This window comes from Desulforhopalus sp. IMCC35007, assembly GCF_005116575.1.
Taxonomy (GTDB): Bacteria; Desulfobacterota; Desulfobulbia; order Desulfobulbales; family Desulfocapsaceae; genus Desulforhopalus_A.
This window is the reverse complement of sequence record NZ_SWCN01000005.1, coordinates 199,604-217,402: the sequence shown is the minus strand read 5'-3', so window position 1 is coordinate 217,402 and position 17,799 is coordinate 199,604. Positions and strand designations below refer to the sequence as shown.

Sequence of the window (17,799 nt, the reverse complement as noted above, 5' to 3'; positions counted from 1 at the left end):
CACAAAAACGTTGCATAAAAAAAATGAATCCAAATTCTACCGTCGAAACACAAAAAACGCCATCCTGGCAATATGTTTCCGTTGCCTCCTATCAACCTCCGAGCGCACCGGTGACCTACAGTGCAAGGGAACGGTATACCTCCTTTCGTCGGTTGTTCCAACGCAGTAAGCCGGAACAGGATGGGCCTCTGATTTCTACAGATAAACTTTTGTCGTTACCGCTTTGCCAGTTGGATCGTCTTGCCCCTGCTCCTGTCTGGCAACGTTGTGCCGAAGCGTTGGATAGTGAACTCAAAGATTGGCTCCAGCAGGAAGATCCTACCCCGCCAGTGATTGTCATGGTCGGCCCGCCCCATAGCGGTAACATCGAGACTCTTGAGGCGTGGGCGGAGATACATGCCTGGCGCACTTTAAAGGGCCCGACTCCAGAGCAGATATTAGCTGGGGATACCAGTTGGTTCGCTGCGCAGATTGGTGATGGCAGCCCTTGGGTGCTTCCGGCCCTGGAAAACCTCTATCTGCGGCATGTAGAAGGCTTAAAGCTGTTACGTCATTTTCTCGATCTTGCCTGCGCAGGTCAAATTGGGCAAGGTATCATTGGCTGTGATAGCTGGGCCTGGGCTTTTATTTCCCATCTGTGGCATGGTCGAACCCCAACTACACTCACCCTTCAGGCCTTTGATGAACCCCGCCTGGCTGCTCATTTTCAGCCGCAGATCAGTGAGTGCAATAGCAGCCCACTTCTTTTCCGTCTCTCTGACACTGGTCATTACGTCCTTCCAGCACCGGAAATCGGTGAAAAACCAAACGAGTACAGTAAGTTTCTGCAGATTCTGGCAGCACACAGTCGAGGTATTCTAGGTGTTGCTCAGGCTATCTGGCGAACCAGTATGCAGGCTGAACCAGATGAAAAGCTCTCAGAGGAGGACGAGAACACAAACAACAATATTCCTCATCATACTGTTTGGATTATCCCCTGGAACCAACTCAAGCTTCCGGTGGTTCCCGCAAAGATTGGCCATGGTGAGGCTTTTATTCTGCATGCACTGCTCCTGCATAACGGCTTGCCTTATGATTTGCTCAAGCTGCTTCTGCCGACAAGTCAGGGAATGGAGAATATTTACTGGTTGGAAGAAGAGGGACTGGTGACCCAAAATGATACCGTCTGGAAAGTTACAGCCCAGGGCTATCCAGCTGCACGCCAATTCCTGCAGAGCAATGGGTACCTGGTTGATCAATTTTAGGAGCGGTATATGAACAATCTGACTGAAAATTCCTTTTTATTACAAGCCCTGGCCGATGTCAATTTTCTCCAGCTCGGTCTGATTGTCTTTGGTGCCTGGCTCTTGATCGCCTTGAGTTCCCGGTCTCTTTCATGGCTGGCCAACAGGGTTTCCGGCCGCTTTCGTTTCTTTGTCCTGTCTTCCATACCCGTGTTGCGTCTGCTCATTATCGTGATCGCCCTGGTGCTGACAATCACTTCTTTAATCGAACCTACAATGGAAAACCTGATGGTTCTCCTGGGGTTGTTTGGGCTTGGCCTGGGGGTTGCCTTCAAAGACTTCGCAAGCAGTCTGCTTGCCGGGGTTGTCACCCTTTACGAGGCACCTTATCGCCCTGGAGACTGGATTGAGATCAACGGAGCCTACGGGGAAGTAAAGGCTATCAACATGCGGTGTGTAGAGATTGTCACTCCCGATGACACGGTCGTGGTTATTCCCCATCTAAAATTATGGGATCAGCTCATTTTCAATGCCAACGACGGCAGTCAGAACCTGCAATGTGTCGCTGATTTTTATCTTCATCCTCATCACGATGCAACTCAGGTCAAGCGACTTCTCTATGATGTAGCGTTGACGAGTGCTTTTTTACAGATAAGAAAACCAATAAGCGTCATTGTCTCGGAAAAACCCTGGGCAACCCATTATCGCCTTAAGGCATACCCGATTGAACCTCGTCAACAATTTCACTTTGTGACCGACCTGACGATTCGTGGTAAGGCAGCCCTGAACAGGGTCGGTGTGGAATATGCCGCAATACCAACTCTTACCAATGGGTGATCGTCGACAGAGACCGCAAGAAAAACTCAAGTATACTTTCCCAAATTATCCCATAGCATTTTCCTGTAGCGCCACTGTCTCTCTTTCAGTTCATGCCTGGTCCTTTGTAGCAGGTAGCACTTCTCACCGAAAAATATCCTCCGCTGAAAAAGGAATATGATAAACACTGTGCTAGAAATCCCCTATATTGAGGTACCCTCATCAACCCTTTCTGACGACTTATGCTCCCCCCATCTATACAGTTTTTTCAACAGGAATGTAGTGTTGTAAATGTTTTATATCAATACGGTCACCGTACTTTTGTTGAATGGCTTCAAGTGCGTCCTGGCGTCTACTATAGATATGCTCCTGGCCGATTTTCTCATATAACCCGGTACGTTTGAGCACGTCGACTACCTTGAATTTTGGACGGGTGATATAAAACTCTATACCGGCCTCTTTAAACCACTCTGACATATGGGCCAGCATCTCTTCACCGGTTGTGTCGATTTGTTCAACCGCCTCAATGTCCAACATTGCGACAAGCAACTGAGGCTTATCCGCCACGGCATTGACCAGTCGTTTTTCCAGGTAACCTGCGTTTACAAAATATAAATCACCGTCATAACGAAAAAGAGCCAGGCTCTCGCTGGTTTGCATCCCAAATAAATTTGCATCTCGGTAGGTGCCATCTTCATGCATGGCTACTTCAGCAAAATGTGGCCGCATTGTTCGATAAATATAAAACGCAAGAGATAATGCTATGCCAATATATATGCCCTTTTCCAGGTGTGGTGCAAAATAAATTGTGGAGTTAAAAACTACGAGGGCCACTACAGTATCATGGGGATTAACTTTCCAGGAATGGACAAGAGGTGCAATCTGGAACAACCCAACCACAGCAATTATGATAATAGCTGCAAGTGTTGCGATCGGCAGATGGTACATCAGAGGAGTTAGAAACAACAAGGTTATACCAACAACGATTCCAGAGACAACTGCAGCAAATCCCGTTTTAGCACCTGCGTCAAAGGCGACTGCTGTGCGGGAAAAAGAACCGGATACCGAGTAGCCCTGGAAGACGCCTGCCACCAGATTAGCAAGCCCCTTCCCCACCATTTCTTGATCAGCAGAGAGACGTTGACGAGTTTTAGAGGCAACCGCTTTGGCAATGGAAAATGCTTCCACAAAACTCAGAAAAGCAATCATTCCAGCCGGAAGCATAAGATCTTTGACATGCTCGGAGTTGTATTCCGGCCAGACAAAGGATGGCAAGCCTGCAGGGATATGACCGACCACAGCACCCCCTGATTTCTCATAACCCGTAAACCAGGCTACAACAGTTGTGATAACGACGGTTATCAGAATTCCAGGTAATTTGGGAAAAAACCGTTTAAGTAAAATTAATAAAACCAGTGCCCCACTCCCCATAAACAACGTTGCCATGTGGGTATTCTTTGGTATCGCAATGGCCAGTTTCCAGAGTGTTTCATGCAGATGATTTCCGGGAGTAACAACAATTCCAAAGAGCTTACCAACTTGCATACTGGCAATGACCAGTGCAGCAGCGTTGGTAAAACCGATGACGACAGGATGCGACAGAAAATCAACCATAACCCCCAGACGCAAAAAACCGAGCGTGAGTTGAATTCCACCAGCCATTAAGGCCAACAGGGCCGCATACATAACTGTTTGTTCAACATTCAGACCCAATGGGGCCAGGGCGGCGGCTGTCATCAGCGAAATTATCGCAACCGGTCCGTTCTGCAACTGCCTGGAAGACCCAAAAATAGCAGCGACAATTGGAACTAAAAATGAAGCGTACAGTCCATAGTGCGGAGGTAAACCTGCCAATTGCGCATAGGCCATGGCCTGAGGAATAAGAACCAGAGCCACGGTTATTCCCGCAAGTATGTCTGCCTTGAGGACAGCTGGCTTTTTGAGTTCGCCTATCCAGTCCAGAAATGGGATAAAACGATGGCCAGCCTCACACAGTGTTTCACGAAAGAATTTTTTCATATCCTCTATAATAAGTGATGAAGGTGGTAAATGATACTTCCCTGCAAATATGAACACCACGTTAATCCACTCTTATTAAAAATGACAGAAGGATAACAGAAGTGTCCAACAAAAATTAGAATACGCTGGTATCCTCAAATCTGCCTTACATCTTTTCGACCCTCAAACTGGGACAATCAATGATCGATATTGTACAGTGCCCACCAGAAATCCAGTGGCGACTTCAACAAAAAAAAATGACAAGACAGCGTTACATTTGACACAGCGACATGAATCTTGAGGCTCAAACCGTGGCAATTGTCCAGCAAATGTTTCAGGTGGCTATAAATAAAGTTACGATCTCCACATGCTCAAACAAAAAAAGGTGGGAAGCACATTACTGCCTCCCACCATAGTATTGATTGTCCTTCAGGGAAAAAGAACTATATAAAATAATTAGAACACAAACCCCACACCAAGAGAGACCACATGGTTTCCATCACTGCTGTTATCTTCAATGTCGTCATAGTCCAGTTCATCAAAGAACCACTCATAACGATATTTCACGACGATATAGGTGCTGTCATTAACGAATGATCTGAAGCCGACCTGCGGCCCCATGGTACCGGTTATGTCATCTTCATTGTAGCTGGCACCGATAAAAGCGCCGACAAATGGCTGAAAGCTTTCGTCGGTTCGAAAATTGTAATTCACATATGGAATGGTCGAGGCCACCCACTGATCATCACCATCCTCTATAAAGCTGTATCCCAAAGTCTGGATAAGCCCGAGCTGCCAATTTTCGGTAAGAAAATAGCCATATCCCAAATCAACATTCAAGGTTCCTACATCCGCCCCCTGGGCATGAAAAAAACCACCTCCAAGCTGTAGTGAACTGTCCCCCTTACTTTGGTAAGCCTGCCCTGGAGTGACTAATCCCGTGATCAGCATGGAAACTCCGATCACTGCTGCGATAAGAGTAGAATGAGTTTTCATCTTTTCCCTCCTTTGGAAGAGTGTTTTACCTGAACAGACTGTTGTCTATTGATCTATTCAGTGTTTTCCGGAGCCTGTGATTGGCCTCGGGTGATAATATGGGACCATGTTATTCTTTCCCGCTTCATAGTCATCACAAGCATCGATTGACGTAAGCTGAAATTTTTTTATAACTTATCACGTTCCAACTTCATCACTTTCTGCCTGTTAGCTCTACTTTGATTACAGCAATAAACCTCAATTTTTCTACTCGTTCAGAGGTAACATGCTTTCCAAAGTATTCTAATCATAATGCTTACGATAGCAATCAAATTTAGTGCAATATTATAGTTAGGCATTCTTCTCTGTTAAACAAGAAGAATAAAACAGGATAGGGGATGTCCGTTAGTAATCTTAAATCGAAAAGTACACTTCAAAAGTTAAGGCTTACTGAGAGCCCGAATCATTTCAAGCTACCAATTTTCCCTAGAAAAAAATCTCTATAAGCCAAATCCCTGTCGTGGTTTTTGTACAAAAAAACACCCCAGACACGGACGAATGCCTTGGTCGACGGCTCGTCTGCATGTATCAAATATGTGAACAATTCAATTCCGGATGTTCTTTAGTCGATAGACATTCTTTCCAGTTCAGCATCCCTGCTGAGCACTGAAAATACCGACTTGACATCCAAGCCGACCCTCGACCCTTTAAGGTAATGAAATTGAGGTAGAAATGGTAAAAACCTGCTGTGATGACGGTAGCCTCCCATAGAACAGCAAGTCCTTTACTTTCGACGATTTCACGTTTTTTAAAATCCTGAACTTTTTCCTCAAAAACTTCCTGCATTAAAACGTCAGAAAAAAACCGAACTCTTGTCCCGCTAAGTTTTCATATCCTCGTCTTTTGGGAGTCAATGGTTCCACTGTTCCTAACGTGCAACTGTTTCAAAATCTTTTGAAAAGCTGTCGTACCATTTAAGCGGCTTCATTAATCTCAACGTACGATCCTCGTCTTCAAGTTCAATCCCCATCCGCAGAATCCCATATTTGGCATACATACCACCTCGTATCTTTTTTTCGCTCAAAAGCACATCGGCAAGCACCAGTAATTGTTCACCGGTGATACGGACCTTGCTGAGCAGAATGGAATTTCCATTCAGTAGCACTTTTGTTTTTCCTGTAACATTTTTAATCGTCAGCAGATCCGTCAGCCACTTTTTCTTCTCTTTCACGAACAGATGTACAAGTAAACCACTGTCACTCAGCTGCAGATTCAATGCCGCATTCAGAAGCAGAGGACGCTTCCAGGTCATGTGGCCTCGTTTGATATCGAGCTGGCCCCACCAATCCTCGGCCTGGGTACCGTTTTGGCTGAGCAGAGAGCCGTTTTCTATTCTCAACGTGGTGCCTGAAGCATCAAAGATCATCTTTTCCAGATTTCCATCAGCGAGATGGGTGTAGATATGCAGGTCGCCCCTTATTACCTGGCCTTTAACGTTGACTTCGACACCCTCTGCCATCATATCGAGATTGCCGCTGCCTGAATTACCACTCAAATGGAACTCCCCGGCAACTTTACCCGTGCCGGAATCAATTGATATGCCGGCATTTTCTGGTAGATAACTATTGTAGACTGTAATATCCGGAATTTCGGCAGCCATCAATCTGACCGATGTCTCCAGATTCTGCAGCCCTAGAATCGAATCGAAGCTTCTTGCCTCTGTGGTTATCTGAAACCCGTTCCCACTGACGTATGAAACGGTTTCCCCGAGCCTGCGCAGTCTAAAACTCTTTATAGAGCTCTCGATTTTTGCCACAGGTGCATCTGCTTCCCCTTCTATCCGCGCACTGACCTTTCCCGACCCGTTCGCTTCAAAATCAAGAAACCTGCTGGACAGATTATCAGAAGTGATCTGTAACGTGCTGCCGGGAGCCATCTGCCCTTCAAGAAACCGCAGATCAGCGTTCAGATGGCCATTTCCCGCAATTTTTAATCCCTGAGAATTTTTGAGAAAGCTGTTGACAAAACCGATATTGGCCACTGATCCTTCAAGCCTGACTACTCCGCTCAACGGAGGAGGCGCCCCAGATTTCTCTTCCTGAAGAGAATCTGGACTCAGCTTCAATTTTGCCTCACCAATAGTAATACGTGTTTCTAAGGGTTTTGTTTCTCCTGCGGTGGAACCTGCCTGCATCAGGATGCGGGTTCCAGAAATATCGAGGAAACGGCTCTCAGGCTTGAGTTGTTTGATCAACAGATCAAGATCAAGTTTTCCGCTTACAGGTTGTTTAAGCAGCATACCAGTGACATTCTCTCCAGCCAAACGAATGTCGCCTGAAATGCTGCTGTTGTCAAATTCAATATGACCACTCGTGCGGGCAGACCCTGAACTCGATAAAAACGGCGGGTTTTCCGGCAAATATCCGTTGACTATTTCGAGGTCTGGCACCAACGCATCCTGCCATTTTACTTCAATTTTTAACAAATCATGCCGGTTGCGGATATCGACCGGCGGGCTGCTTGCACTCAACTGCAAACCCTTGCCTTGAAAAAGCAGCCTGCCATCTTGCACCTGATGCAATTTCATATCCCGCAGATCCATTTTCAGAGAAATTTCCTCAACTTCAGCTACCTTTTGAAGCTCAACCAAAACATTACCGGAACCGCTTGCTGTAAATCCTGAAAAACTGCTGAACAGTTTGTCTGACTCGATCTCCAGAATGCTCCCCGGGGCAAGTTGCCCTTCATGCACACGCAGGTTAGTACGAACAACGCCATCACCACCAAATTCAAGGGCCGTTCGGTCAGATAAGAAATCGCTGAGAAAATCTATATTGCCGATCTTGCCTTCTAGCTGAAGAATGCCGCTGAGTGGCGGCCTCCCCTGAAAACCCTTAAGTTCGTTCAAGGGAATTGCAGATGTCAGCCTGCCCTCTATAATTTTCAGCTCCGTCCGTAAAGCCCCCTGATCTGTCTGATCTGCAGTTCCCGGATCAGAGTGGCCTGTTTGCAGCTCAAGACGTGTGCCGGAGAGGTCAAGTTGCCGGTTGTTGATATCAGCCTGCTTCAGATGCAGCTCAAGTCCAAGACGGCCTATTACTGACTCGTTAAGAATTTCACCACTGACATCTTCTCCAGCCAGTTCAAATATGCCTGACACAACTCGGTCTGTGTAGTTGAGATATCCATTCAGGCGTGCGCGGCCCGCGTGTATCCTAAACGGCATTTCGCCCGGTAGGTAATCATTCAACAGTGAGATATCCGGCATTACCGCCTCATCCCATTGCAATCGAACCACAGGTTCTGCCGACGTCTCACTCAAGTATACAGGCGGACCGGTGAGAAGCAGATGAAAGGCTTTACCCTTTAAGAGAAGCTGTTCCTGCGGTTCTGTATGCATAACGATATCTTTCAGTTCCACCTGCAGTTGTGTCTTGGCATCACCGGACCTCGAACTGACATCCCCCTTCACCGTGCCTGCCCCTCGAATACTGTACTGATCACCTGAACCGGAATCATTTTTCTCCTCCAGTTCAACAGCCAGATCAGGTGACTCAATGGAAAGCTCACTGCCTTCTACTAAACGTCCCTTTTCAATCAGGAGATGAGTGGTGAGTGCACCCCTTCCTTTAAGCTGCAGCCATCCACTATCACTCAAATAACGGTTGAGAATAGCAAATGAGGAGAGGTCACCGCTTAAATCGATACTGCCAGAGATAAACCCGGTGGCTGTCAGGCCATCCTGTTCCGCAGGCACAAAACGCTCAAGTCGTAATTCGATATCACTCTCCAAAGAGGTGCCTATAGACTTCGAACCGGACATGAGAAGGCCAGACTCTATCTGCAGCGTCCCTCTCTCCAAAGCCAGCGCGCCGTCTGTCCCGAATGTCAGCTCGTTGAGCTGCACCCCTCCATGTCCTGTAAAAATATAGGTATCAATTTTGATCTGATCGATATTTGCAATATCAGCATGCCCTATTATAAAAGCCCATCCTGCCCCAGTTTTCTTTTGTTCAATAGAAGACGGGATGTTGATCTTCTCAAGTGGTTGCAGGGCTTCGGGTGGTCCAGCCGGAGCAGCAGGATTTTGACTTTCAGCAGCACCCGGGATCTCTGTAATCGTTGAATTCACGGTTACCGTAAGACCTGACATTGTTGAACTCTGCATTTGTATGGTTCGGGAAAACAGTCTCCAAAGTGCCAGGTCGAATTCACCTTCGGACATCAAAACCGACCACTGCCGTTCCGGTGTCCGTCCCTCTACCTGCAGATTATTGACATACAGATGCCCCGGCAGATAAGTCCAGCCCGAGGACCATTGTATTGTAAACTGATCAGGCTTACTGCTCAGCTTCATTTGTATATATGGCACGTTCAATAACAGGTTTGCTATCACCAGATACACCAGTTCAAGCATACCTGCCAGAGCAATGAGCTTTATCAACCAGTTACCCTTTAAAGGTGTAGCGCGAGCCATCGATTAATTCCTCATCAGTTCTATAGGGGGGGTGGTTTTTAGCCATGGGTTGGTAAAGAATACCTTTATATCATAACCTATTTAACACTATTGGTCTGTTTTAGTATCTTTTAGTGGCCGAAGGTAGCCTAACATAAAAATTATGTCAGAAACTACGTTTGCTCACACAATAACAGAACACGCTAATTCGAGCCTCCGGCTTCCAGAAAAAAACGAACACTCTTTAAAACAGCTTTATATTTCTGTGCTATTTAAACGAAAAGAACATTTATGATCTTCTCTCTTTCACCTCAAGAAGGATACCGTCGTTGATGCATGGGAATTAGATTTAAAAGGCAGGGTTGTTGGGTTTATGCAAATGGTTCTTATCTGTTTTTGAAGGTATCTTTACTTCTCCCCTCGCTAAATATCTTTTCCGGAATCATTAGTATTTATATTGCTGACAATGAACTGCACTCAATCCTCGATACATGTATGACGGGCTTTATCAGCCAAGGGTTACACCGAACAATTGTATACTTTTATTCTATCGTTTTTTCTAGATTAAGCCATAAGCATACAGTTCTTAAGATTTATGGGTCTGACACAGTATGAATCCTATTTCAGACCCATAAATCACCACTGGCTCTATTAACGCCATATTTCTCAGGCCTATTGACATATCCGTCACTGTAGCACTTATTACTTGAATCCAGCAGTAATATGAAAAAAAGAATTTTTTGGTGCAACTCCCTTAAAAGAACAAACTGTTAAGGGAGTTATGATGAACCAATTAAGACGTTACTTGTTTGACATATCGCTCCAACACAAAAAAAGCTAAAGATTCGACTTTTTTAAAATACCGTCAGTGAGCATAGACTGGAACAGCTCATTCCCCAGAAAAAACCTTCTTTTTCTCTTGGCAGTATACAAACTACGTCTTGCGCCCTCGTCATTACATCAGTTTACCATTCACAAGAAAATGGGCCACGATGCTTGCAACATATCCTAAGGTAATAACCGGTGTCCATTTCAGGTGCCCCAAAAAGGTGTATTTCCCGCGCGCCTGTCCCATCAAAGCAACACCAGCCGCTGATCCGATGGACAGCATGGAACCACCGACCCCTGCGGTCAGGGTAACGAGTAGCCACTGACCGTGGGACATATCCGGCATCATTGTTAAAACGGCAAACATCACAGGGATATTATCGACGATGGCTGAAAGAACACCCACCAGAACATTGGCTGCGGTTGGTCCAAGATCCAGGTACATAAACTGTGACAAAAGCGCCAGATACCCCATAAAACCAAGACCTCCAACACAGAGGACTATACCGTAGAAAAAGAGCAGCGTATCCCACTCAGCCCGGGCAACTTTTGCATAAACATCAAATGGTACTATTTGTCCAATCCGTTCTTCTGCCTTTGCAGGATCATAGGTCGCGTCATTTGGCTTATGCGTTTTTTTGAGATAGAAACCGAACATCTTGAGCAATGAGAGTCCTGCCATCATACCAACCATAGGCGGCAGATGTAGAAAATTATGGAAGCTGACCGCAGTAGCAATCGTCCATAGGAAGAGTCCTATGATGATGAGTGCGCCACGTTTGAGCCTGATTTCTTCGGTAGTAGCCTCTGGCTTGAGGTGGGGAACGGCAAAGTGCATTATCGCTGCCGGTACAAGCCAGTTCACGACGGCTGGAATGAACAGGACCAAAAATTCCTGAAATTGAACGATACCCTTCTGCCAAACCATCAAGGTGGTTATGTCTCCGAAGGGGCTGAAGGCACCTCCTGCATTGGCTGCGACAACTATATTGATACAGGCGAGCAGGATGAACTTGTTATTTTCTTTACCGATTGCCATTACAACCGCACACATGAGCAGGGCGGTAGTAAGGTTGTCGGCAATTGGTGAGATAAAAAATGCAAGCAGACCGGTAATCCAGAACAGTTTCCGAAAACCAAAGCCTGCATTTACAAGCTTTACACGCAGTACTTCAAACACCAATCGTTCTTCCATGGCGTTTATAAAGGTCATTGCAACCAGCAGGAACAGGAAAAGCTCCGCATATTCGAGAATGTTATGCCTGATAGCGACCTCCGCCACTCCAGTGATACCATTCATAGAGTATATCAGACCGATCAGCCCCCATATGATACCGGCTGCCAGCATCACTGGCTTTGATTTCCTCATATGGGTAACCTCTTCAAGCATGACAAAGCCATAGGCAATAACAAATACTGCTATTCCGATATAACCAACCCAGTGGCTGGTAAGAGATAGTATCTCCTGGGAACCACCCGAACTTGTGGCAGATATGGCTATACCACAGGTTATCAGTATCGTTGTCAGGAAGGTCGACAGGCTCAATAGGTACTTCATCCGCATTTGTTACTCCTCTTCATTAAAAGATTTTAGATCCAGCTGGTGCTGGTGTATTTTCAGCTGATCTATTGACAGGCTTTCCTTGCTAGGAAACCGGAAGAAATATTTTCATGCCCATTAAAGGCCAGATAACGGTAACAGCAAGCCAGGTCACAAACATCAACAGGATTGACGCAGGAATGCCATACATGACAAACTCACCCGTGGTAAACTGTTTGGAGTTATAGGCAATAGCGTTGGGGGCAGCACCCACTAACAACAGGAACGGCATGCCAGCCACAACCAGGGAAGAAAACAGTATGACTTCGCCAGTTACACCAAGGTACGGTGCTATCACCAGGGCCACAGGAAGGGAGATGGCGATTGCGGCCACGTTCATGATGAAATTGGTCATTATCATAACAAAAAATGCCATTCCCAAAATAAAAAGCATAGCTGGAGCCTCTGTAAACAGCTGTAACCAGTTAACGGCCATCCATTTAGCTGCACCCGTTTCCCAGAGACAAAAACCAATAGACATGGCACCGGCAAAGAGCAGGATAATATTCCACGGGATCTCCTCCAGATCCTCTAATTTGAGGATATTGAGCATGAAAAATGCAATGGTCGAACAGAGCATGATGCCAGTCTTATCAAGAGAAGACAGAGCAGGGATAAAGTTTTTAAGAGCAATGAGTACAATAGTTGCCAACACAATGGTCACAGTAAGGATTTCCGTGCGACTCCATGCCCCCAATTCTGCATACATGATTTTTGAACGTTCCTTCAAGCCGGTAATCGCCCTTTTCTCAGGCTTGCAAAATATCATGAAAAAGCCCCACAGTAGAAACACCATGAGCCATCCTATGGGAAACATGTACATGGACAATTCGAAAAAACTGATATCAACCTTCACAATGTCTTTATAAAACCCAAGAGCTACAGCACCCCTTGCCGCTCCAAGAAGGGTAACAATACTTCCCGCACCGGCTACATAGGCCATACCGATAAACAGCCCTTTGCCGAATCGTGTTGGCTCATCACTGTCGGAATACAACGCGTGAATTGCCATCAAAAGGGGAAACATGGTTGCCGCGACAGCCGTATGGGCCATGAGGTGAGTGAGCGCAGCCGTCATAACAAAGCAACCGAGATAGATCATGCTTGTGCGTTCGCCCACTATGGACAACATCCTATAGGCAAGTCTTCTAGTGAGACCCGTCTTGGTAAAAACCATGCCGATGACTATGGAGCCAAAAATAAATAACACCGAGGGGTCCATAAAGTCCTTGAAGGCAACACTTGGAGAGCGAATCAAAAAAAGAGCCTGCAAGGCCCCGATGGCAATACTTGTAATCCCTATGGGAACGACTTCGAACACCCACCAGGTAGCCGCGAGCGCAAAAACTGCAATGGCTCCTTTTGCCTCTGTGCTCAACACAAAATTTGTTCCCAAAGGATCAATGGCATCCGGCCATGGAGGTGACCAATAAATAATAGAAAATAAGGCGATTCCCATAAACATGGCAATGATTCGCCTATAATTGACAGGAGGACTTCCTGCATGTATTTCTGCTACTTTTATTTTACTCATGCTAATACCCTGTTCACTTAAGCCTAAAAGAGTTCCCCAACCTATATGGTGCAGTAACTGCCAAGCATCCGAAAAATATCAGCCATCCTGACCGCCCCGGCAAGGATACCGTTTTCAGTAACCGGCAGGATACTTTCCTGGTCCTTTATCATTATTTCCAATGCATGCAGCAAAGACATGGAGCCCTCAATGGGATTATGCGGTTTGCGCATATATTGACGGATGGAGGTAGATGCCTGCCTTCTACATTCAACACGGAAATTTTCTCCCAGCAAAACCGAGAGGTCGGTAAAAGCCTGTTTTTTGCCAGCGTACATCTGGTCGGGAAGTTGTCCCAGTATCGATGGAAAGAAGCTTGATAATATATTGGTGATATTCAACATACCAACCAGGTTATCATTGGTGTCTAACACGAGCAGTTCTTCGTAGTGAAGGTGCTGGTTATCTGCAGAACTGTGCTGTAATAACAGAGCCACACCGCTTCCAATAGGTTCCTCCACACGTATGCAAGGATAGCTGTCAATTGGAATCATAATTTTCTGAACATTGGGGGTAATATTGCTCATGGCTTCTCCATAAATTTGATTTCTTTGAAAGGGTTCCTTCTCAGCAGGAACATCTTCAAAACAACAGGCCTAACACAAATATTGCAAAACACGATCCACCTCCGATTATTTTTGAAATATACTATCCATATCAATCACATAAGCAGATTATCAAGCTGTGTTGCCTATAAAGAACGCGAGCAGCGCCCTCACCTTCATGTTACATATCGTTGTTTTATGTTACACTACAGACAGATTGACAATCAAAGTTAACTTGGTAACGAAAAAAAACAGTGAGACCACAAATTGATATTAATCGTATAAACATAACTTTACAGTGCTCAAAGCTCACAATACATTCAAAAACGAAACGTATCGTTACTTTTCGTTACATGTTACATCAAACGACCACACGACTGCCCTGCTATTTCCACAAGAATCACAGGTAGGTTACTGATATTAATATATTATTAACTATTTTATCGTTTATGGCATGATTGGTGCTATAACCATTTAAAGATTGTTACATCAACCCGTCAGTTACACTGATATGCTCAAAATAATTTCAAAGAGGTAACCATGTCATCAATAGCTATATTTCCATGTCGCCATACCCCAGCCGAAAACATTGCCAAAGAATTAGCTCACAGGTTGACCTTGAAAATTTACACTGACGACAATCTGATAACTGATACTGCCGCAGAATTTGGCATCAGTGAAGACAAGTTGAGAAACGCAATGTTCGGGAAAACTTCTGTGTTCAACAAGTTTACCCTGGAAAGAGAAAAGCTGATCAACATGTTCAGACACACCCTGTACCAGAAGCTGAATAGCACTCATCAATGGCTTTTTGATGGATTTCTCACCTCACTCATTCCCGCCAGCATCAGTCACGTTCTCAAGGTGTTGGTTGTGGCTCCCCATGCAGAGCGTGTTTCCTACGCTAGATCCGTTGGAATGAGCGAAAAACAGGCCCAGAAATCAAGAAAAGAATTTGATAAATTGGCCTATGGCTGGACTGATTTTCTCTTTAACAAAGAGGCATACGAAAGCTCTCTTTACGATCTGGTCATTCCTGTGGCTCAGAAAACTGAAACCGAATTGGTGGAAACTATTATAAAGTGTTTTCACACAACTTCCGTATTGCATACCAATGAGTCACAACAAGCTGTCAGCGACATGTTGTTAATGACAGAAATCGAACACATACTTCTCGAAAAAGGTCATAAAATTGGTATAGTTGTGGTAAATCGTGATGTCACTCTGACCGTCGAGGAGGATGTTTTTAATCTCCGAAAACTCGAGGAAGAGCTTTCTGACCTAGCCCGTCAGGTGGAAGGTGTGGGTAAAATCACCGTCAAACAAAGCCCCGGTGCAAAAAACTCTATCTACCGGCGACAGAAATTCGAACTGCCTTCCAAGGTCCTCTTTGTTGATGACGAAAAAGAGTTTGTCCAAACAGTCTCCGAGCGCTTAATCAGCCGTGATGTTGGAACCTATGGGGTGTATGATGGTGAGGCTGCACTTGAGCTGGTGAATGAAGACCAGCCAGATGTGATGGTTCTCGATTTAAAAATGCCTGGTCTCCACGGGGTTGAGGTGCTGCGCCAGACAAAAGAACTCGCGCCGGAAGTGGAAGTTATTGTTCTGACGGGCCATGGGACCATGGATGACATGCAACAGTGTATGGAGTTAGGCGCCTTTGCCTACATGAACAAACCCGTAGATATCGAAGAATTGTCAGCCACAATAAAAGCTGCAAGTGAAAAGGCAGCCGCTGCAGTTGGTAAAAACCTTACCTCGAAAAAAGGCTGATAAAAGGAGGATACAAGTGGACAAAGAACTGCACGCAAAAGTACTTCTGGTCGATGATGAAGAGGATTTCACCGATGCTCTTTCCAAAAGACTTGAGGCCCGAAATCTCAAGGTGAAAACAGTCAACCGGGGTGAAGACGCAGTCCAGATGGTTGATGAACACTCTTTTGACGTCATAATACTTGATCTTTCCATGCCCGGCATGGATGGCCTGGAAACCTTGCAGCGCATTAAGGAAAATCACCCCGATGCAGAAATTATTATTCTCACAGGTCATGCCTCTGTTCAAAGCAGTGTCAAAGCGATGAAAATCGGAGCAGAGGACCTGCTGGAGAAACCGGTCGACATAACCGCTCTACTTCACAAGATTGAAGAAGCCCATAAAAAAAGAGTTGTCATCTTACAGAAACAATCCAAAAAGGAGATTGAAAACATTATCAAAAGTAGAGGCTGGTGAAATGGTATCTCCGCTGTGTAACATCTTGTTCAATACGCGACCTGCCAACAAACAAAGATCGAGATCATTTTTGATAACCAGGCGGCATGTGCAAGAGGTATTATGTTTACTCCGGACATAAAATCCCTCCTTGAGGGGATACCATGTCCAGCCATGATTCTTGACCATATCTTTAGAATCATTGATATGAACCGGCTCATGGAAGCAATGTGTGGCCACGTTACTGATGAGGTCCGTGGGATTCACAGTGAACTGGTGTTACGCAGTAATGTTGGCAACAGCAGAGACCGGCTGTTTAAGTCAGTCATGGAAACAGGAGAGCCTGTGTCCACAGAGGGAGATATTCTCAATTGCTATCGACGCAAGATCCCGGTCCACTACCATATATCCCCTCTTTCAAATAGTGAAAATGTGAGAAGTGGCTTGCTTGTTGTCGCGGAAGTGTTGCACGTTGAAGAGATTAAAAAAGAACAAAGCAACAAGAGTTTTTCGTCAGCTGGAATAATTGGCTACAGCCCCAAGATGCAACAGGTATTTAACAAAATACCGCTCATATCGCAAACCGATGCTTCAGCCCTGATAACAGGTGAAACAGGTACAGGCAAAGATAAAATTGCCGAGATCATTCACAACCACTCACCCAGGGCCCGGTTTCCATTTATTAAAATAAACTGCGGTGCCCTTCCCGCTGACCTTCTCGAATCTGAGCTCTTTGGTCACACAAAAGGTGCATTTACTGGGGCAACACGCAATAAAGCAGGAATGTTTAAACTGGCTGACAGGGGCACCCTGTTTCTGACCGAAATCGGAGATATGCCCCTTCAGTTGCAGGTGAAATTGCTTTCTGTCCTTGACGACAAACGGTTTTACCCAATAGGTGGTGAACAGATTATCAGCGTTGATGTTCGAATCATCGCTGCAACCCATCGCTCACTCCGGGAACAGGTAAAAAAGAAAATGTTCCGGGAAGATCTTTTTTACCGTCTGAATGTCCTATATATTCACCTCCCGCCCCTTCGCGAGAGAGACGTAGACATACGGTACCTGCTTGATCATTTCCTGAATAAGTTCATGACGGGCTTGGGAAGAAACATAGCTGGCTTCACCTCTGAGGCAATGGAAACTTTACTCGGTTATAAATATCCCGGAAATGTCAGGGAGCTGAGTAATATTATTGAGTATGCCGTGAACATGTGCAAAAAAAAGAAGGTAGGCCTCGAACATTTGCCGGGTTATATTTTTGAACCAGTCGCTGATAGCCCCGTTGCAGCAGGAGACGATGAGATAAACCACATTAATCACCAAACATCACAGCCCCAGGAAAGGCCACCTTCTTTGGTGGTTTTACCGGAAAAAACACCTGAGAGCTGGAGTGATATCGAACGCCAAATGATCATCGATACCTTAAAAAAACATAACAGCAGTAGAAAGCTGGCAGCGTCGGATCTTGAATGGACGCGGATGAAGCTCTGGCGCAAGATGAAAAAATACGGTCTGCTTCCCTGAGAAAAATGAGGCATACACCAACGCATTGGTTTATTCGACATCAACA

11 protein-coding genes are annotated in these 17,799 nt (G+C 45.5%); 5 read left to right on the top strand and 6 right to left on the bottom strand.

Annotated features, from left to right (window positions below; genetic code table 11):
* The first annotated feature begins 23 nt into the window (after window positions 1-23).
* Together FCL48_RS07600 and FCL48_RS07595 are read left to right on the top strand one after the other, a co-directional pair.
* Window positions 24-1,244 carry a hypothetical protein gene (locus FCL48_RS07600; RefSeq protein ID WP_136871657.1) on the top strand — a complete coding sequence of 407 codons (1,221 nt, stop codon included), beginning with the start codon at window positions 24-26 and terminating at the stop codon, window positions 1,242-1,244.
* 9 nt (window positions 1,245-1,253) lie between these two features.
* Window positions 1,254-2,060: a mechanosensitive ion channel family protein gene (locus FCL48_RS07595; RefSeq protein ID WP_136871656.1), complete on the top strand. Its 807-nt coding sequence runs from the start codon at window positions 1,254-1,256 to the stop codon at window positions 2,058-2,060.
* Between the two features lie 234 nt (window positions 2,061-2,294).
* Here the strand turns inward: FCL48_RS07595 and FCL48_RS07590 are convergent, their stop codons facing one another.
* The 6 genes from FCL48_RS07590 to FCL48_RS07565 all read right to left on the bottom strand — a co-directional run bounded on the left by FCL48_RS07590 (window position 2,295) and on the right by FCL48_RS07565 (window position 13,996).
* Window positions 2,295-4,058 carry a SulP family inorganic anion transporter gene (locus tag FCL48_RS07590; RefSeq protein ID WP_136871655.1) on the bottom strand — a complete coding sequence of 588 codons (1,764 nt, stop codon included), beginning with the start codon at window positions 4,056-4,058 and terminating at the stop codon, window positions 2,295-2,297.
* 435 nt (window positions 4,059-4,493) lie between these two features.
* The gene (locus FCL48_RS07585; RefSeq protein WP_136871654.1) at window positions 4,494-5,033 is read right to left on the bottom strand and encodes an outer membrane beta-barrel protein; all 540 of its coding nucleotides are present in this window, start codon (window positions 5,031-5,033) and stop codon (window positions 4,494-4,496) included.
* 907 nt (window positions 5,034-5,940) lie between these two features.
* Complete coding sequence (locus tag FCL48_RS07580; protein ID WP_136871653.1) at window positions 5,941-9,489, bottom strand: hypothetical protein; 3,549 nt, start codon at window positions 9,487-9,489, stop codon at window positions 5,941-5,943.
* Between the two features lie 934 nt (window positions 9,490-10,423).
* On the bottom strand, window positions 10,424-11,860 hold the full coding sequence (gene nhaD / locus FCL48_RS07575; protein WP_305791008.1) for a sodium:proton antiporter NhaD: 1,437 nt from the start codon (window positions 11,858-11,860) through the stop codon (window positions 10,424-10,426).
* Window positions 11,861-11,942: 82 nt separating this feature from the next.
* Window positions 11,943-13,430, bottom strand: a complete 1,488-nt coding sequence (locus tag FCL48_RS07570) for an SLC13 family permease (protein ID WP_136871652.1) — start codon at window positions 13,428-13,430, stop codon at window positions 11,943-11,945.
* Window positions 13,431-13,471: 41 nt separating this feature from the next.
* A complete protein-coding gene (locus tag FCL48_RS07565) occupies window positions 13,472-13,996 on the bottom strand; it encodes a CBS domain-containing protein (protein WP_136871651.1) in 525 nt (174 codons plus the stop codon).
* A 558-nt stretch (window positions 13,997-14,554) separates the two neighbouring features.
* Here FCL48_RS07565 and FCL48_RS07560 point away from each other — a divergent pair.
* From FCL48_RS07560 to FCL48_RS07550, 3 genes are all read left to right on the top strand, one after another.
* On the top strand, window positions 14,555-15,790 hold the full coding sequence (locus tag FCL48_RS07560; RefSeq protein ID WP_136871650.1) for a response regulator: 1,236 nt from the start codon (window positions 14,555-14,557) through the stop codon (window positions 15,788-15,790).
* A gap of 16 nt (window positions 15,791-15,806) precedes the next feature.
* Window positions 15,807-16,247: a response regulator gene (locus tag FCL48_RS07555; protein WP_136871649.1), complete on the top strand. Its 441-nt coding sequence runs from the start codon at window positions 15,807-15,809 to the stop codon at window positions 16,245-16,247.
* Window positions 16,248-16,349: 102 nt separating this feature from the next.
* Window positions 16,350-17,753 (top strand): sigma-54-dependent Fis family transcriptional regulator, encoded by a 1,404-nt coding sequence (locus FCL48_RS07550; protein WP_136871648.1) that lies wholly within the window; start codon window positions 16,350-16,352, stop codon window positions 17,751-17,753.
* Window positions 17,754-17,799: the final 46 nt, after the last annotated feature.